The 19,220-nt window shown below is 71.0% G+C and carries 6 protein-coding genes; 2 read left to right on the top strand and 4 right to left on the bottom strand.

Features of this window, described 5'->3' with window-relative positions; all coding sequences use genetic code 11:
* Positions 1-4 precede the first annotated feature (4 nt).
* The 3 genes from OG306_RS40010 to OG306_RS40000 all read right to left on the bottom strand — a co-directional run bounded on the left by OG306_RS40010 (position 5) and on the right by OG306_RS40000 (position 9,098).
* Positions 5-5,581 carry a type I polyketide synthase gene (locus OG306_RS40010; RefSeq protein WP_327258289.1) on the bottom strand — a complete coding sequence of 1,859 codons (5,577 nt, stop codon included), beginning with the start codon at positions 5,579-5,581 and terminating at the stop codon, positions 5-7.
* A gap of 228 nt (positions 5,582-5,809) precedes the next feature.
* A complete protein-coding gene (locus tag OG306_RS40005; RefSeq protein WP_266908894.1) occupies positions 5,810-7,096 on the bottom strand; it encodes a cytochrome P450 in 1,287 nt (428 codons plus the stop codon).
* A gap of 469 nt (positions 7,097-7,565) precedes the next feature.
* On the bottom strand, positions 7,566-9,098 hold the full coding sequence (locus tag OG306_RS40000; RefSeq protein ID WP_266908896.1) for an MFS transporter: 1,533 nt from the start codon (positions 9,096-9,098) through the stop codon (positions 7,566-7,568).
* A 174-nt stretch (positions 9,099-9,272) separates the two neighbouring features.
* On the opposite strand from OG306_RS40000, the gene OG306_RS39995 reads away from it, so the two are divergent.
* On the top strand, positions 9,273-9,713 hold the full coding sequence (locus OG306_RS39995; RefSeq protein WP_266908897.1) for a MarR family winged helix-turn-helix transcriptional regulator: 441 nt from the start codon (positions 9,273-9,275) through the stop codon (positions 9,711-9,713).
* Positions 9,714-9,750: 37 nt separating this feature from the next.
* Here the strand turns inward: OG306_RS39995 and OG306_RS39990 are convergent, their stop codons facing one another.
* Positions 9,751-10,500 (bottom strand): thioesterase II family protein, encoded by a 750-nt coding sequence (locus OG306_RS39990; RefSeq protein WP_266908899.1) that lies wholly within the window; start codon positions 10,498-10,500, stop codon positions 9,751-9,753.
* A 259-nt stretch (positions 10,501-10,759) separates the two neighbouring features.
* On the opposite strand from OG306_RS39990, the gene OG306_RS39985 reads away from it, so the two are divergent.
* Positions 10,760-19,219 (top strand): type I polyketide synthase, encoded by an 8,460-nt coding sequence (locus OG306_RS39985; protein ID WP_266908901.1) that lies wholly within the window; start codon positions 10,760-10,762, stop codon positions 19,217-19,219.
* Position 19,220 lies beyond the last annotated feature (1 nt).

The following is a 19,220-nucleotide window of genomic DNA, read 5'->3' as shown; positions in this document are numbered from 1 at the left end:
TACCTCACCAGCCTTCTTCAGTCGCGGTGCCGTCCGCGGAGTCGGCGATCTCGGATTCGGGGTACCGCAACTCGATCCGTTCCAGGAGGAATACCGCCCAGTAGTTGGCGTCGGTCGCAAAGAACTCGGGGCTCTTGATCTCCACGGCGAGGTCCTTGCGGCAACGGCTGATCAGCTCCATCACCATCAGCGAGTCCAGGCCCATGTCGAGCAGGTGGAACTCTCCCGCCAGGTCGGCCACCGGCAGCCGCAGCAACTGCGCGAGCTGCTCACGGAGGTAGACGCCCAGCATGTCCAGCCGCTCCTCGGGCGCCGCGTCGAGCAGCTCACCCAGAATCGGGGCGGCCTCTTCGCCCTCTTCGCCGTCCGGGGCGGCGATCTCGATCCGGCGCAGCACGGGACGCTCCGCCCGAGCCTCCAGGATCGACTTGTACGTCGGCCAGTCGGCCGAGCACACGATGTGGTTCGTCTCCGTGCTGCCCAGCAGTGCACTCATCAGCCGCAGCGACTGAGGCGCGGACAGGGGACGCAGACCGGTGGCCGCCAGGAAGGCCGCGATCTCCCCGTCGAACAGCGCCGACTCCAGCTCCCAGGAGGACCAGTCGATCGTCAGCGCGGCCAGGCCCCGGGAGTGGCGGTGCCAGGCCAGCCCGTCGAGGAAGGCGTTGCCGGCCGCGTAACTCGTCAGGTGCTGCGAACCCCAGGTCGCCGCGATCGAGGACAGGCCGAGGAAGAAGTCCAGCGGGACGTTCTCGGTGGCCTGGTGCAGCACCCAGGCGCCGACCACCTTGGGCCGCCACACCTTGTCGTACTCGAGGCGGCTGACCTCACGGACGAACTGGGGCCCGGAGACGCCCGCGGCGTGCACGACTCCGGCCAGGGGCAGGGCCGCGTCTTGGGCAAGCCGCTCGATGAGCGTGGTGATCGCGTCCTGGTCGGCCACGTCCGCGGCGATGACCTCGACCTCGGCACCGATGCCCTCCAGCTCGCGGACCACCCGAATCCGCTCCTTGGCGCTCTCCTTCAGCCTCGCGTGGTTCCAACGCCTGCGGTCCGGCAGCTCGGTGCGGCCGAGCAGCACCAGCTTTCCGGCGCCGCGCAGCGCCAGCCAGCGTGCCACCTCCTGGCCGATCCCGCCGAAGGCACCGGTCAGCAGATAGGTGCCGTGGGGACGCACCGCGATCTCTCGGCGCAGGATGTCACCGTCGAGGTGACTGGCAACGATCCTGGCCGCCAGGCGGACGCCGCCTCGCAGCGCCTGCTGGTCCTCGGCACCGCTCCAGGACAGCGCCTCGACGAGCGCCTCGGCGGGGTCCTCGGCATCGGGATCGAGGTCGATCGCGCCGCCCCAGTGCTGCGGGTGCTCCAGGGCGACGACCCTGCTCAGTCCCCACAGCGGGGCCGCGGCCGGAGTGTGCCGGACCTGGTCCTCCCCCGTGGCGACCGCCCCGCGTGTGACGAGAGTGAGGGTGATCTGCTCGTCTGCGGGCTCGGCGTTGAGGGCCTGCACGACACCGACCGCGAGCAGCTCCGCCCGGTCGCGGAAGGTGACCAGGGAGCGGGCGTCGGTGGCGTCTGGCGCGGGAGCGTCGAGGCCGGTCAGGACGATCACCCTGCCAGGAACCCGGCCCGTGGCCGTGCCTCGATCGGCACGTGCGGTACGCCGGCGTCGCCACTCACCCAGCAGGTTCGACAGCGCCTCGTTGTGCAGGGCCCGGCCTGCCACGTCACTGGGTTCCGTTGTGGGAGCGGGAACGACCGTCGGTGCTGCGCCGGCCTCAGTCAGGGCCGCCGCGAGCCGCTCGGCCGCCCCACCGTCGTTGGCGATCAACAGCACCTCGGTGCCCCGCAGGTCGGCCTGGGGAGCGCCCCCTTCGGTCTCGGCGGGCTGCCACACCATGCGGTAGAGCAGCTCGTTCGGATCCCTCCATGGTTCGGGGGCGGGGCCGGGCGCGGGGAGAGCGATCTCGATGCCGTCCACCGTACCGAGCCAGTCGCGATCGGCGCCGTAGAGGTCGGCCCGGCCGCGGACCGCACCGTCCGCCGCGGTCTCGGCGGTGGCCTGTACGTAGTGCACGGCGCCGGGGTCGGCGCAGAGCGCCTCGGCGATCGCTCCCGGGCCGCCGATGACCGTTCCCCCGGCTGCCCAGGCGACGGCGGCGACGGCCGCGTCGATGACGACGGCCCGCCCCTGTCCGCCCCCGGCAAGCCTGAGCTCGGTGCCGCCGGTGCCACGCTCGGCATGCAGCACCACGTCAGCCGTGGCGAACGACAACCCTGCCTGCTTCCAGTCGAGTTCACTTCCGGTGCGGCCCTTGGCGGCGAAGGGTACGTACTCCCGTCCGTTCGGGCTGGGGCGCCGGCGCAGCTTGCCGCTCAGGTGCAGTCGCCAGGGTGCGGCCGAGGCCTCCTCCGCCTTCGAGGTGCTGCGGATCTGGAAGGCGGCGGAGATGCCTTCGTCGGTGAGGGTGAGGTGCAGGGTCCGCTCTCCGTCCAGGGGGAGCGGCTCGTCGGCCACCACGTCGCCGGCCGCGGCCCAGTTACCACCGAACCCGTCACTCGCCGCGACCAGCGCCGCGTCCAGGAGCGAGCCCGCCGAGATCCGGGAACCTCCCTCGGCTCGCGTCTGGGCCTCGCGCTCCCAGCGGGGCTCGGTCAGATCGAGCTGGTAGGCCGGGTGCGCCGAGTTCAGTCGCTGTCCGAGACCCGGTACCGGGTCCCCGGCGGGTGCGACACGTGCCTCGGATACGGGGGAGAACCAGTAGGACTCGCCTTCCCAGGCGTAGGTGGGCAGGGGCACGCGGCGGCCCCGGTCGCCGTCGTGGTAGGCAGCCCAGTCGACGGAGATCCCGCGCAGGTGCAGCGCGCCGAGCGCGCTGTAAGCCGACTGCCGGTCGTCCAGACGGCGGCGCAGTGTGGGAATGAACCGGCAGGCCGTGTCGTCCAGGCCGCGCGAGCCCAGACCGGACAGGACGGGCTGGGGGCCGATCTCCAGGAAGGTGCGGAAGGAGTCGTCGTACAGGGCCCGGATGCCGTCGGCGAATCGGACCGCGCCCGCTGCATGTCGTATCCAGTAGTCGGCATCGATCTCGCCGGGGCGCACGAACCTGCCGGTGGCGTTGGAGACCAGCGGGATGTTCGGTGCCCGGTAGGTGATCGACCCGGCCACCTCACGCAGCTCGGCGAGGGCCGGCGCCATCAGAGGGGAGTGGAAGGCGTGCGACACGGTCAACAGGCGGTGCTTGATCCCCTCCTTCTCCAGCGCGGTGGTGATGGTGGCAACGTCGTCTGCCGCGCCCGAGATGACCGTGTCGGCGGGGCCGTTGACGGCGGCGATGGCGACGGTGCCCGGGAAGTCGGCGATCGCCTCGCGGGCCCTGGTCTCGTCGCAGACGATGGTGGCCATGACACCGCCGGCGGGAAGGGCTTCCATGAGGCGGCCGCGGGCGGCGACCAGCCTGCACGCGTCGGCCAGGTCCATGACGCCTGCCGCGGTGGCGGCGGCGATCTCGCCGACGCTGTGCCCCATCACGGCGGCGGGAGTGACACCCCACGACTTCCACAGCTGGGCAAGCGCGTACTCGATGGCGAACAGGGCGGGCTGCGTGTACCCGGTGCGGTGCAGCGGTGAGGACGGATCGACGGGGTCGGGGTCGGTGGACGCTTGTGCGAGCAGGTCGGCCAGGGGACGGTCGAGGTGCGGGTCGAGGTGGCGGGCGACCTCGTCGATCGCGGTCGCGTACACCGGTTCGGAGCGCAGGAGTTCACCCATCCGCGGGTACTGCGAGCCCTGGCCGGTGAACAGCCAGGCCACCTTGCGCTGCCGGTGCGGGGCGAGGGATTCCGTCACCGTGCGGTCCTCGCGCCGGCCGGCGACGAAGGCGTCGAGGGCGTCGGCCAGCGCGGTGGTGTTGGTGGCGGCCACCGCGACGCCGGTCGACAGCCGGGACCGTCCGAGGTGTGTGGTGAAGCAGACATCGGCGAGCGACAGGCCGAGGTTCTCCCGCAGGGCGGCCGCGTAGTTGCTCGCCAGCTCGCGCAGCGCGCTCTCGCTGCGGGCGGAGAGGGTTAGCACGTCGACGTCGCGGGCCAGGGCCTTGGAGGAGTCGGCCTGCTCGGACGGCTCGGGCGGCCGGGGCGGTTCGGAGATGATCGCGTGCGCGTTGGTGCCGGACGCGCCGAAGCTGCTGACGGCCCCGATCTTGGCGGGCTTGTCGCCGGGCCAGGGGCGGCGCTCGGTGACGACCTCGATGTCGAGGGCGTTCCAGTCCACGTTGGGGTTGGGCTCGGTCATGTGCAGGTGCTTCGGAATCTCGTCGTGCTGCAGCGAGAGCACCAGCTTGAGCAGTCCGGCGACGCCGGCCGCCGGTTCCAGGTGGCCGATGTTGGTCTTCACGGAACCGATCAGCAGCGGACTGTCCTTGCTGTGGTACTGGCCCACCGCCTGCTGGAGGGCGCGTAGTTCGATGGGGTCGCCGAGCGCGGTACCGGTTCCGTGTGCCTCGACGTAGCCGATCTCGGCGGGGTCGAGCTTCGCCTGCTCCAGGGCCGAACGGATCACGGCCTGCTGGGCGGCCGGGTTGGGTACCGAGATCCCGCTGGAGCGGCCGTCGTGGTTGACGGCGGTTCCACGGACCACCGCGAGGATGTTGTCGTTCGCCTCCAGCGCGTCCGAGAGGCGCTTCAGGACCACGACACCGGCCCCTTCGCCGCGGGCGTAGCCGTCGGCGGAGGCGTCGAAGGTCTTGCAGCGGCCGTCGGGAGACAGCGCCCGGAACTTGCTGAGCAGCACGAAGTTGTACGGCGTCAGCATCAGGTTGACACCGCCGGCCAACGCCAGATCGCACTCACCGAGCCGCAGCGACTGGCACGCGTCGTGCAGGGCGACGAGGGAGGAGGAGCAGGTGGTGTCCACGACCTTGCTCGGTCCCATCAGACCGAAGGTGTACGAGACGCGGCCGGCGACGAACGACGGCTCACCGATCAGCTGGTAGCCGTCCACGTCGCGAATGTCGCCGACCTCCTGACGGGCGCGCACGTAGTCGGTGGTCGACACCCCGATGAATACGCCGGTCTGGCTGCCTTCGAGGCTGTCAGGTGCGTAGCCGGCGCGTTCCAGCACTTCCCAGACGACATGGAGGATCATCCGCTGCTGGGGGTCCATGCCGACCGCTTCGCGGGGCGAGATGCCGAAGACTCCGGGTTCGAACCGGTCGACCTCGTCGAGGAATCCGCCGCGGATCACATAGGCCTTCCCTGGCGCCTCCGGGTCGGGGTCGTGCAGCTGGGAGGCGTCCCCGCGGTCGGCGGGGAACTCGCGAGTGGCGTCCACGCCGTTCCGCAGCAGCTGCCAGAAGCCCTCGGGGGAGCTGACGCCGCCGGGCATCCGGCAGCCCAGGCCGATGATGGCGATCGGCTCCGCCGGCCGTAAGGCACCCGCAGCCGTGGCAGCGTTGAGCTGCTCGATCCGCCGCAGCGCCTCAACCAGCAACCGCCGTCCCTTGCCTGCGTTCTCGCCGGTCCCGGCCTCGAGCGAGGTGGGGCTCCCCGGGTTGTTCGCGGGAGCACTGTCGAGTGCCATGGACTCTGGACCTCCAGAATGACGGGAACCCACAGTTGATGAATTCAACGCTTGATGAATGCTCGACGATGTTACGGTGGTGTGTCAACACACCTCTCCAGAACGCGACTTGACCGTCCGGCCGAGTCGCCGCGTCAAGCGCGAGGGCAAGTCAAACAACCCCGGGAACCGGACGCAGGGCGGCACGGCGACACGACCGGACGGCTCCTGGCGGCGCGCCCGCAGGGTTCAGCGCAGGAAGACGGGGAGCGAGTCCAGGCCGCGGAAGGGGGTGCGCAGCTCCCAGTTGAGCTCTTCCTCGGGGATGGCGAGACGCATGTGGGGGAACTCCTGCAGCAGGGACAGGGTTGCCAGGCCCACCACCTTCAGCGCCAGCCGCGAGCCGACGCAGAAGTGGATCCCGGAGCCGAAGGCGATGTGGTCCGCGGCGTTCTCCCGCTCGAAGTCCAGCACATCGGGGTTGGGGAACCTCTTCGGGTCGCGGTTGGCCGCCGAGACGGACAAGATCACGAGCGAGCCCTTGGGGATCACCCCACCGCCGACCTCGATGTCCTCCGTCGCGTAGCGGTTCGAGCCGGGCTGCTGGGGCCCGTCGAAGCGGAAGATCTCGTCCATCGCGGCAGGCATCAGCGACGGGTCGGCGAGCAGTTTCTCCTTCATCTCCGGGTACTTGAGCAGCCAGTACACACAGTTTCCGATCATGCTCTGAATGCCGAAGTAGCCGGCCAGCATGACCTGGATCGCCGAGGCGAGGAGCTCGATCTCCTCCATCCGCCCCTCCTCCTCGGCCACCTGGACCAAAGTGGTCAGCAGGTCCTCGGCAGGGTGAAGACGCTTGTGGGCGATCTGCTCGGCCAGCAGCTCCTTGATCAGGTCCAGCCCGCCCTGGGCCGCCTCGACGTCCTTGCCGCCGGTCAGCTCGTCCATGCCCCGGGTGAACGCCTCGTGCTTGTCCGGCGACACGCCCAGCAGTTGCGACTGCACCATCACCGGCAGCGGCTTGGCATAGCGCTCGATGAGCTCCACCCGGTCCTCGCCGGCGAGGGGGCCCAGCAACTCGTCGGCTATGCGCAGGATGTGGGGCTCCATCGCGTTGACCCGCTTGGCCGCGAACGACGGCACCACCAGCTTGCGCAGCCTGGTGTGGTCCGGCGGGTCCTGATTGATCATCATGTGCCCGGAGGCCTCGTCGCGCCGCAGCACCAGGCCGCCGACCGGCGGGGCCGCGAGAGAGCCGGCCCCCTTCGGCTTGGGGGCGTCGTCCAGGCTGCTGCTCAGCCGCGGATCGGCGTAGCAGGCCCGTACGTCGTCGTAGCGGGTGATGATGTACGCCTCGGAGCCATCACGGAGGATCACCGGGCGTACCGGCCCGGCCTCCTGCACTTCCTTGTACACGGGGTACGGGGCGTTTCCGAACTCGTTGCCCAGATGAACCGGACACCCCGCCGCGGCAGCCGCCTCGGCAAGGGATATCGGCGCTTCGTCCGCGCCCACCGACACGCCTTCAGTTGACATTCAGCCCTCCAAACACTGGAGCCAGAGGCCGCCCGGGGTGGCCGGTGCGACAGGCCCGGCAGAACGGATTGGGACGTGGACTGCCGCGGCGCCGGATCGGGGTACGCCGACCGGGCTGCCCCAGAGCCCGCCACTCACCACTTGATGATTTCACTGCCCGTTGAAGGATACGCGTCTGGGCGGGCGTGTCAACGGAATGCCGTACAAGGAGGGGATGTCGTCCCGTCCGGCGGGGGCCACGAGGGGCCAGGGGCTCCACGCGACGGGCGGGTGCGGCACACGCCGAGCGCCCCGCCTTCCGGCCGAAGCAGGGAGACGGGGCGCCGGGTTGTGCACCAACACCGGTGAGACGGTGTGGGGTTCGGCTCTGCTCCAGGGCGGGGGGGTGACCTGCGACAGAGCCGGGCTGGATGCGGACGGTTGCCGGGGAAGCGATCCCGGGCAACCGTCCCGGGCGCGGACCGCAGGACTACTGGCCGCCCGCCTTGGCGCCGACGGAAGGGGTGGCCTGGGCCTGAGCGTCCACGGCCGGGGCGCCGGCCGGCGGACGGGCCCCCGGCGGCGGGCCCATCGGGCCACGCGGCAGCAGGAAGGTGGCCGCCAGCGTGAGGAGGCTGAGCCCGATGCCGTACCAGCCCACGACCTCCAGGCCCTGCACGTAGTCGCCCTTGGTCGGGCCGCTGCCCAGCGCGTTGAAGAAGAACACGCCGAAGACGGCGACACCGATCGTGTTGGCGAACTGCTGGGCGGTGCTCAGCAGACCCGAGGCGACACCCGCCTGCTGCGGCGCCACCTTGGACATGACCACGCCCGTGAGCGCGGGCAGTGTGACACCCGTACCGAGGCCGCCGAGAACCATCGGCACGACCATCTCCCAGGCGGACGTGTCCGTCCCCGAGAAGTTCAGCTGGAACAGCAGCACCACGGTGCTCAGCACCAGGAGCACCTGACCGATGGTGATGACCTTGACGCCGTACTTCATCAGCATCGGACGGGCCATCAGAGAGCTGAGCGCGAAGCCGAGGCCCATCGGCCCGAAGGTGAGACCGGCCCTCAGCGGAGACAGCCCCAGGCCGAACTGCAGGAACATCGTCATACCGAAGATGAACCCGGAATAGAAGGTCATCACGCCGACGATGATCAGGATGCCCACGCCGTAGGACTTGTTCTGGAACAGCGACAGGTTCAGCATCGGCTCGCCGCCCTTGGCGAGCAACGCCTTCTCGTACATCACGGTGCCGATCGCGAAGGGCACCGAGAGGCCCAGCATGATCCAGCCCCAGACCGGCCACCCCTCGGAGCGGCCGAGGACGACAGGCAGGATGGCGAGGCCGAGAGTGATCGAGATGCCGATGTTGCCGATCACGTCCTGCTTCGGCTTGCGGGCGGCCCTGGCGTTGGGGAGCAGCTTGGCCGCGAGCAGCATGGTGACCAGACCGATCGGAATGTTGATCAGGAAGATCACCCGCCAGCCGAGGCTGGCGACGTCGGCCGACAGCAGCACACCGCCGAGGATCTGGGCGGCGACCACGGCGAGACCGATCGTGGCGCCGAACCAGGACAGCGCCTTGGGTCGCTCCGGCGGCGGGAAGGTCACGGTGATGAAGGCCACCACCTGCGGCACCATGAGCGCGGCACCGACGCCCTGGATCAGACGGACGACCACGAGCTGCGAACCCGTCTGCGCGATCCCGCAGAACAGCGAGGCGACGGTGAACAGCCCCATGCCGATCATGAACATCCGCTTGTAGCTGAAGATGTCACCCCATCGGCCACTGGCGACCAGCAGGCTGGCGTAGGTGAACGTGTAGCCACCGATGATGAGCTCGAGCGTTGCCTCACCGATGTTCAGCTGGGACTGCAGCGACGGGGTCGCGATGTTGATGACGTAGAAGTCGAAGATGGCCATGAACATGGCCACCAGGGCCACGGCCAGCATGGCCCAGCGCCGGGGATTCAGCTCGGCCGCAGGCGCCCCCGTCGGCGCGCTGGGTGAACTCATTGGGTGCCTCCTGGATGGGGACGAGAGAACATCACTTGCCGACTAACGTTCTGCCGCCGACTGTAGGGACCGGGATCGATAGCCGTCAAGTCATTCGCTGGCTAGTGACTTACCTGCCCGGCGGTTAGACTGCGGACGCGGGCGCACCTGTCGCCCGGCCATCGGAGGTAGAGCGTGAGCGAGTTCATGGATGTGTACACCCGCGCCTCCAAGACGTTCCGCGCCGTCACGGACGCCGCTCTACGACGCCACGGACTGCACCTGGGGCAGAATCTGGTGCTCGCCGCGCTGCACAAGAACGACGGTCAGACGCCCGGGGCGATCGCCGCCGCGGTCAATGTCACGACTCCGACGATCGTCAAGATGGCCACCCGGATGACCGCGGCAGGACTGCTCACCCGCCGCCGCGACGATCGTGACAACCGGCTGGTGCGGCTCTACCTGACCGACGAGGGGCGGCTCCTGCACGAGCCGGTCGAGCAGGAGCTGCTCGAGCTGGAGCAGCATCTGACCAAGGGCATCAGCCTCGACGAGGTACGCCACCTCATGGACATACTGACGCGGGTCGCGGACAACGCCCAGGCTCTGGGTGACACGGCCCCCGAGGCCGGCTGAGCGAAGGCCGGCACTCGCCCGCAGGCGGCGTGCGGCCTCACACGGCGATCGGGTGGGCCAGCCGCGCGATCCGCTCGGTGAGGGCGCCGGCGAACTGCGGGCTGCCGAGGAAGAAGTGGCCGCCGTCCAGGAAGACCAGCTCGCACGTCTTGGTGGTCTCACGCTTCCAGGCCAGCATGCCCAGGTCGTCCGTCATCGGATCGCCCTCACCCGCGAAGGCCATCACGGGCACGGGCAGCGCGGGAACCCCGGGACGCGCATAGCGCTCCGCAAGCCGTAGATCGGCGCGGAGCGCCGGCAGGAACATCTGGAGCAGTTCGGGCTGCCGCAGTATGCCGTCCGGCATGCCGCCCAGCCTCTGCAGCATGGCGACGAGCTGCGCGTCCGGCAGCTCGTGCATGGGCGGGTGGGCCGGGTTGACGCCCGGCCCGTTCCGGCCGGCCACCACCAGCAGAGCGGGCGGCCGGCCTCGTTCCAGCATCCGGTGGCTGATCTCGAAGGCGAGCAGTGAGCCAAGGCTGTGCCCGAACAGCACGTACGGGCCGTCAGCCTTGGTCGCGACAGCTTCGGTCAGCTCGGTAACGAGCCGCTGCCAGTCCTCCAGCAGTGGCTCCTGGAGCCTGGTGCCGTGTCCCGGCAGCTCCATCGGGACGACCCGGGCATAGGGGGCCAGCCACTTCCAGCTCCGGAAGTGCACGCTGTTGCCTCCCGCGTGGGGCAGGCAGAACAGCGGCAGTCCGGCCACGAAGGGCACGGTCTGGTCTTCGCCTGGAGGCGCGGAGGTCATGGGCCGTTTCCCTCGTTTCGGGTTTCCTGCGGGCGATCAATTCCTGTACGGGTGTGGCGTGAAGGGCGGCGGGCCGTCTCGGCGCCGCGACCTGTCGCCGTTGACCACTTCTCGGCAACAAACATAAACTCCACAGTCGATGAAGTCATCATATGGTGAGTCGATGCGTGGCGGCCAGGGCATCCGGGCCTCGGAAAAATCCGTGCGGGGCAGTCGGTCACTCCGGTCCGGCTGCCACATCGAGCGAGGGGGAATGACCGTGGGCAATCGCGAAGACTCGAGCTCCGCTGAAGCGGCCTACCGCGGCGACATCGCCGTCGTCGGCGTCGGCTGCCGGTATCCGGGCGGCGTACGCGATCTGGACGGCCTCTGGCAGGTGATCTCACAGGGTCTGGACGTGACGTCCGACGTCCCCGCCGACCGCTGGGCTGAGCAGTTCCTCGACCGGGGCCGTGCCGAGGGGACCATGTACTGCGGGCGAGGCGGTTTCATCTACGACATCGACGTCTTCGACGCCCGCTTCTTCGGCATCACCCCGCGTGAGGCCGCCGAGATCGATCCCCAGCACCGGCTGTTGCTGCAGACCGCCTGGGAGGCGATGGAGGACAGCGGCATCCCCCGGGACCGCTGGGAGGGCAGCCGGACCGGCGTCTTCACCGGAATCCTCGGTATGGACTACACCCTGCTGCTGGCCAGGGCCAAGGGCCCGGCCGGTGTGGGCCCCTACTACGCGAGTGGAAAGGAAGCCAGTTTCGGCGCCGGGCGCATCGCGTACACCTTCGGTCTGCACGGCCCCTGCATGATGCTCAACGCGGCTTGTTCCTCCTCGTTGCTGGCGGTGCACCTCGCTTCACAGGCGCTGCGCGCCGGCGAGTGCGATGCCGCGCTGGCCGGTGGCGTCAACCTCATGCTCGCCCCTGAGCTCAGCATCTTCATGAGCCGGATCGAGGCGCTCTCCCCGACAGAGACCTGCCGCCCCTTCGACGCCGCCGCCGACGGCGTCGTGCGCGGCGAGGGATGCGGCATCGTCGTACTGAAGCGGTACGCGGACGCGGTGGCCGACGGGGACCGGATCCACGCAGTGCTCAAAGGCAGCGCCACCGTCCACGACGGCCGTAGCGCCGGGCTGATCGCGCCCAACGCCGAGGCGCAGCAGATGCTGCTGCGCTCCGCGCTCTCCGCCGCCGGCGTGGCGCCCGAGGACGTCGACTACATCGAGGCCCACTGCACTGGCACGTCGCTCGGTGACCATCTCGAAGTCAGCGCCCTGACATCGGTGTTCGGTGCCGGACGCGACCCGGATCGGCCGCTGCGGATCGGCTCCCACAAGGCAAACTTCGGCCACACCGACTCCGCTGCCGGGGTGCTCGGCCTGCTCAAGGGCATCCTGGTGGCGCGGCACGGTGTCGCGCCGCCGCAGATCAACGTCGACACCCCCATGGAGTTGCTGACCGACAGCGGTGTGCGGGTCGACACCGAGGCGACCACGCTGCCGGGCGACCGGCCCCGGCTGGTGGGCGTGAGCGCCTTCGGCCTGTCCGGCACCAACGTCCACGTCATCCTCCAGTCCCCGCCGGCCGACACCGCTGGGAGGGTCGACGAGGCGAGCACCCCGCAAGCCGAGCCGCTGCCCGTACTCGTGCTCTCCGGTCCCACTCCGGAGTCCCTGACCGCGCAGTCGGCCGCCTACCGGGACGTGTTCGCCGCGGCCGAACCCGACACACTGCCCGGCCTCCTGCACAGTGCCTCGGTCCGCCGCACCCACCACGACTACCGGCTCGCCGTGACCGGCGAGACCGGCGCCGCGCTGGCGGAGGCGCTCGACGCCCACCACGCCGGTCGAGCGGACGGCTCGGGCGCGTCCGGCGACGTGCTCGGTGGACGCGCGCCCCGCATCGTCCACGCGTTCTCCGGACAGGGATCGCAGTGGCCGGGGATGGCCCTGGACCTGTACGACAGTCAGCCCCTGGTGCGCCGTGCGCTGGATGAATGCGACGCGCTGGTCGGGGAGTTCGCCGGCTGGTCACTGGTGGAGGAGATCGGCCGCACGCGTGGCAGCCGGCTCGCGGACACCGAGTTCGCCCAACCCGCCATCTTCGCCGTCCAGGTGGCGCTCAGCCGCCTCTGGACGGCATGGGGCGCCGCACCCACCGCTGTGGTCGGGCACAGTGTTGGCGAGATCGCCGCCGCTCACACCGCCGGCGCCATCGGGCTGCGTGACGCCGTACGGCTGGTGGTGCGGCGCGGCCGCATCATGCAGGACGCCACCGGATCCGGCCGGATGGCCCAGGTCGAACTACCACCCGAGAAGGTACGTGCCGCGTTGGAGCCGTTCGGCGGCAGCGTGGTCGTCGCCACCGTGAACGGTCCGCACTCGGTCGTGATCGCGGGCCCGGCGGACGCGATGGAACAGGCAGTCGCCCACCTGAAGCGGATCGGCGCCCCGTGCATGCCACTCGGCGTCGACTACGCCTTCCACAGCCCCGCGGTCCGTCGGCACGGCGACGAACTCGAGGCGTCGCTGTCGGGCCTGGTGCCCGAGCCGGCCCGGATCCCCTTGCTGTCCAGCGTCGACCCGGAAGACTCGGAGCCGGTCACCGACGCCGCGTACTGGGGCCGCAACGTGCGAGAGGAGGTCCGGTTCTGGCCCGCGGTGGACCAGTATCTGACCGAACGGGACGCGCTGTTCATCGAGATCGGCCCCCACCCCGTACTCAGCCGGCCACTGCGGGACGCGCTCGCTCACCGTGGCCGCTCGGGCCTGGTCGTCCCCTCGCTTGCCCGAGGCAAGTCCGGGCCGTCGACCCTGGCGGCTTCGCTTGCCTCGCTCTACACGATTGGTGCGCCGACCGACTGGCAAGCCGTCCACCCCGCACGCGGCGGACATCGCGCGCTGCCGCCGGTCGCGCTGGCCAAAGACCGCCACTGGCTCCCCGGCCTCGTCCGTGGCGAGCAGGGCGACCCGGCCGCGTCAGCTGCTCGGCCCCTCCCCCTGCGCGCCGAGATACGCCTGTTCGACGCCGAGCACCGCCTGGTGGCCGCTGTCGAGGAGCTGTCCCTGGTTCCCTCGGCAGAGGTTTCGCAACGACCGCCCGTGTCCGCTCCCTCGGCCGTCCCCGCCCCTGCCCCTGTTCCCGCCCTGGCGCCCGCGCCCTTACCCACGTCATCACCCGCGGACGTACAGACCGCCGGCCTCGGCCACGAGCAGGCTGCCCGGACCGTCGCGCGGATCGCCGCAGAGGTTCTCGGTGCGCCCGACCCGCGGCTGTCGCGCGTCCGGGGCTTCTACGAGCTCGGCTTCGACTCCTTCTCCATTGTCGAGCTGGTGACGCGGCTGGGAACGGAGTTCGGTGTCGACCTGCCTGCTCGCGCCGGCGTGGAAAACCCGACCATCGAGGCGATGACCGATCGGATCCTCGGCGAGGCCGCTGCCCGCCCCGTCGCTGTGGCGCAGCTGGCCCCGTCCTCGGCTAACGCGCGGCCTGCCCCCGAAGCCGCCGCCGAACCCGCCCTCTGCGGACCTGCAGCCGACACCTTGTCCGCCGCACCGCGATCCATGGCTCCTCCCGCGCTTTGCGAGCCGGTCGCCATCGTGGGCATGAGCTGCCGCCTGCCGGGCGCCGTCGGTCTGGACTCCTACTGGTCGTTGCTGTCCGGCGGAGTGGACGCGACCGGGGACGTTCCGGCAGACCGGTGGAACGCGGCCGCGCTGCTGGACGACTCCGAGCGGGTGGCGCCCGGGCACGTGGCCACCGGCCGCGGAGGATTCATCGAAGACATCGACCAGTTCGACAACGCCTTCTTCCGCGTCTCCGCGCGAGAAGCCCGCAGCATGGACCCTCAGCAGCGCATCTTCCTCGAGGTCGCGTGGGAGGCGCTGGAGGACGCGGGACTCGGCGCACAGGCGCTGCGCGGCAGCCGTACCGGCCTGTTCGTGGGCCTCAACACGGTCGACTACGGGCAGATGCTCTCCCGGGATCCCGAGCAGGTCGACCTCTACTACGGCACCGGCAACACCTTCTCCGGCAGCGCGGGACGTATGTCGTACTTCCTCGGGGTGCGCGGGCCGAGCGTGGCAGTGGACACCGCCTGCGCCTCGTCACTGACCGCCGTACACCTGGGCTGCCAGAGCCTGCGCTCCGGGGAGTGCGACATCGCGGTGGTCGGCGGCTCCAACGCACTGCTGACCCCGACGGTGTACCAGTCGATGTCGGCCGGGGGCGCACTCGCCCCCGACGGTCGATGCAAGACGTTCGATGCCTCCGCGGACGGCTACGGTCGCGGCGAGGGCGCCGGTGTGCTCGTACTCAAGACACTGTCGCGGGCTCAGGCTGACGGCGATCGGATCCACGCGGTCATACGCGGCAGCGCGGTCAACCACAACGGCGCCTCCGGCGGCCTGACCGTCCCCAGCGCCGACGCGCAGGCCGAGGTGATCAGCGCGGCCCTCGCTCAGGCCGACATCGGCCCGGCGGAGGTGGACTACGTCGAGGCACACGGCACCGGCACCCCGCTGGGAGACCCCGTCGAGCTCACCGCACTGGACCGGACGATCGGCGCGTACCGGCCAAGCGACCGTCCGCTGCTGGTCGGTTCCGTGAAGACGAACATCGCGCATCTGGAGGCCGCGGCCGGCGTGGCCGGCCTGATCAAGACGGTGCTCGCGCTCAAGCACGGTGAGATCCCGCCCCACCTGCATTTCGAACAGCCCAGCCCGGAGGTCCCCTGGGACCGACTGCGGCTGAAGGTGACCGCGCAGGGCGCGGCCTGGCCCGCTTCCAGCCATCCCCGTACCGCGGGTGTGAGCGCCTTCGGCTTCACCGGCGCCAACGCCCACGTGGTGCTGAGTGAGCCGCCGACGCCGACGCCGACGCCGGAGGCCGTGCGCGGCAGCGCGCGAGCCTACGCACTGGCTGTCTCTGCGGCGAGTGCTGCTGCACTCGATGAGGCCGTACAGCGCGTGACGGCCCATCTCGAGAACGCGGCGGATGCCGGGCCGGAGGATCTGGTCCACACCCTCGGCGTCCGCCGCAGCCACCTGGAGCACCGCCTCGTGGCCGTCGGAAGGAATCGTGAGGAGCTGCTGACCGCTCTGAGCGGCACGCCGGTCACCGGAATCGCCCAGGTAGGCGAACCGGTCCAGTTCGCCCTGGTGTTCGGCCCGACGGTCGGCGGGCTTCCGTGGGAGCGGCTGTACGAACAGGAGCCCGCCTTCGCCGCGGCCTTGGACACCGTCGACGCCGAGTGCCGTGCGGTGCTCGGACGTTCGGTGCGCGCCGCTGTGCTGCGTGGCGCCACGGATCCAGTGACGACGGTCGCCGCGCAGATCGCGATGGCCGCCCTGTGGTCCGACCATGGGGTGCGGCCGGACGTGGTGACCGGACGCGGCTCCGGGGAGATCGCCGCCGCGCACGTCGCGGAGGTACTGGGGCTGGGTGAGGCCATCACCGCCGCGGCAGGTACGACGACTGTCCGCCTGTCCGGCCGGCCTGCCGTCGCGCTGCACCTGGCGTCGGCGCCCGCTGATCTGAGGGCGTGGACACCCGGCTCTGCCGCCGCCTTCGGACCGGTCCTGGTCCGGCAGCTCTCGGACCGTGGCATCGAGATGGTCCTGGACGCGAGCCTGGCCGACGCTGCCGACGAACTTGCCGCCCTCTCCCCTGAGTTGACACATGCCGGAGTGAACGGCCGGTTGGATGCCGCTGCGCCGGTACGGGCCGCGGCCGCCCTGCACGTGGCCGGCTGCACCGTGGACTGGACGGCGCTGCTCGCCGGGCGCGGCCGCCACATCTCCGCCCCGGGATATCCCTGGCAGCACCGCAGGCACTGGATCGACGCACCGGCCCTCGCGGCGACCGCGCCCTCCAGAGCGCCCACGTCCTCAGCGACCGCCGCGGAGCACGCGGCGCTCGGCGTCCCCGTCACCCCCTTCGACGCGCCGGCAGTGCGCTACTACCCGGTGGCCCTTCCCGGCGATGCGAGGGAGCCGGTCGGTGCTGCCGCCTTGACCGGGCTCCTGCTGGCCGCGGGCAGTGACCTGCTGGGCGGCGGTGCTGTCGAACTGCGCGACGTCGACTTCGCGGTGCCCGTGGTCTCGGCAGCGGCTCTCTCCGCGACCGCGGGCGCCCAACTCGTCGCGCACGCCACCGACACCGTCTGGCACCTCACCCTCGTCGCCGGCCGCCACGGTGCTCGTGACGCGCGGCCGGTGGCTCGCGCGACTCTGGTGCGGCCCGTGAACGAGCCCCCGGCCCGGGTCGAGCCGGCGGCATTGCGCGGGCGGCTGGTGGCCCCCGTTCGTGAGGGCTTTGACGACAGCGGGACGACACCGCGCCTGTCCGGTCCGACGGTCCGGTGGGGATGGTCGGCCGGGGGTCCGGAGGCCTCGCCCCTGGACGCCTCCTTCGAGGTGACCGAGGTGACCGAGGAGCCGGGCCGCCGGTTCGAGCGGCTCGCTTCGCTGCGGCCAACGGGCTCGACGGGCTCGTCCGATGACACGTACCGGTCCGGGACGGAGCGGAGGGCCTGGTTGTCGGGCCCGCTGCCGACGGCCGGGCTGGGGTTGCTCGCCTCCTGCCTGCCGCAGGGGGACCTGGTCGTGACCGGCGTCGGAGCGGTGCGGGTCCATGGCGCGCCCCATGGAGAGACCGTGCTCCTGCACGCCGTGGCCGATGGCGACAACACCGGGCTGGTACGGGTGCTCGCCGCCGGCGACGGCCGGGTCCTGGCCGAGCTGACCGCAGTGCGGTACGCGTCCGTGGCCGGTTCCGCGGTGACCGACACCGAACGCCGGAGGATCGCGCAGCGTCTCTACACCGTGCGATGGCAGCCCGTGGAGCTGCCAGTGCCGCAGGACCCGGAATCCGCGCCCGCCTCGGTCTCTGCCCGACGGTGGCTGGTCGTCGCCGGCTCGCAGGCTGTGAGCGCGGCGGGCGGGCTCGCAGCGGCACTCGCCCGAGCGGGGGCGGACGCACAGGTCGTGGGGCAGGAACCCGACTGGGCGGCGCTGCTCGCGGATCACACCGTCGGGGGGATCGTGCTCGCTGCGACCACCGCGGTGACCGGGCAGAAACCTGATGATTCCCCGGTGGTCCCGGCACTGGCTGCTGCCCGTGCGGCCGCCGCAGCGGAGCGGGCCGGCGGGACGCCGCCCAGGCTGTGGCTGGTCACCCGGGGGGCTCATGGCCCCGAGGGCGTGCTGCCCGTGGACCACGGCCAGGCGGCCGCGTGGGGCCTGGCGCGGGTGCTGGCGATGGAGGCGCCGAGTGCCTGGGGTGGATGCCTGGACCTGTCGGGCCTGACCGAGCGGGATTTCGATGCCGCTGCAACGGCGCTGACGGCCCGGACCTCCCCCGACACGGTCGAGGACGAGCTCGCGCTGCGGGACGGCAGCTGGTACGCGCCTCGCCTGATGCGAGCCGAAGCACCGACGGAGATCCTGCCCGCACTCCACTGCGACGAGAACCGCTGGTATGTGGTCGTCGGCGCCTTGTCCTCGGCCGTCCGTCCCGTGGTCGACCGTCTCGTGACCGCGGGTGCCCGGCGGCTCCTGGTGCTCCAGCCACGCGAGGAGGTGGCCTGGCCCCAGGACACGGCGTGGGCCGGGGAGACGTCAGCGGCCGGAGTGACCATCAAGGTCGTCGACCTGTCGGCCTCCGACTTCGACGACGACGGCACCGGCCCGGAGAACGACGTGCTCGCCGGCGTCAGCGGCGGTGAACCGATCGGGGGCGTCGTCGTCGCCTCGGTCCCGCTGCCCGGCCGGCCGCTGGCCGCGACAGAGCCGGCTCACCTGGCAGTCGGCCAGGCTCTCGTCGGCCTCGCCGCCAAGGTCGAACTCGCTGTGCGCTCCATGCCGCTGGAGTTCTTCTACGTCCTCGGCTCGGCCGCCGCCTCCTGGGGCTCGGTCGGCATGGCCGTGCCCGGCGCGGTGGACGGGGCGCTGGCCTCGGTGGCCGCCGCCCGCCGGGCCGCCGGGTACGCGGGCGCCGTCATCCGTTGGATGCCCTCCGCGGACGACAGCACGCTGACCCGCCGGGACCAACTGATGATGGAGAGCAGCGGCCTGACCGTACTCACTTCCAAAGACGTCTCCGAGGCCGTCGGCCTGCTGCTGCGAGGCGGGTACACGGACGCCGCGGTGGCCCGGGTCGACGAACAGCGGTTCACCGAGGTCTGCCGCAAGCAGACCGCCCGCGGCTTCTTCGACCTGCTGAACCGGCCTGGTTGCGGCCCGGCGGCCGAGGACGGAGCGCGGGCGCCCGAGGAGGTGGCGCAGGCGGATGGGCCGCCGCTGGTCGCCGAGTTGCTCGCCCTCAGCCCCCAGCTGCGCGGCGACGTCCTGCTGGGGCGGGTACTGCACCATGTCACCGACGTGCTGGGCGGGGACACGGGCAGCGAAGTCGCCCCGGAGCGAGGCTTCTTCGAGCTCGGTATGGATTCGGTGATGGCGGTCGCGCTCAAGGCCCGGCTGGACGCGGAACTGGGCGTAGACCTTCCCGCCACGCTGACCTTCGAGTTCCCCACAGCGCGGGCGCTGGCCCGTCATCTGCTGGACGGTCTCGCCATGGACGACAGCCCCGAAGGAGCCGACGAGGAGGCACAGGCGGACCTCTCGCCGGCGGGTGACAACCTGGAAAGTCTGCCGGACGACGAGCTGTTGGACCGGCTGATGGCCGCATTGGCCACCTCCGAGCAACTGCTCGCGGGCGAGGCCTGAG

This window comes from Streptomyces sp. NBC_01241, assembly GCF_041435435.1.
Taxonomy (GTDB): domain Bacteria; phylum Actinomycetota; class Actinomycetes; order Streptomycetales; family Streptomycetaceae; genus Streptomyces.
Note: the sequence above shows the minus strand (reverse complement) of the source record. Positions and strands in the feature narration are given on the sequence as shown.

What these genes read in the sequence shown, in the direction of transcription:
- OG306_RS39990 (WP_266908899.1), bottom strand. Translation starts at nt 10,500, where the DNA reads ATGACCTCCGCGCCTCCAGGCGAAGACCAGACCGTGCCCTTCGTGGCC.
- OG306_RS40000 (WP_266908896.1), bottom strand. Translation starts at nt 9,098, where the DNA reads ATGAGTTCACCCAGCGCGCCGACGGGGGCGCCTGCGGCCGAGCTGAAT.
- OG306_RS40010 (WP_327258289.1), bottom strand. Translation starts at nt 5,581, where the DNA reads ATGGCACTCGACAGTGCTCCCGCGAACAACCCGGGGAGCCCCACCTCG.
- OG306_RS40005 (WP_266908894.1), bottom strand. Translation starts at nt 7,096, where the DNA reads ATGTCAACTGAAGGCGTGTCGGTGGGCGCGGACGAAGCGCCGATATCC.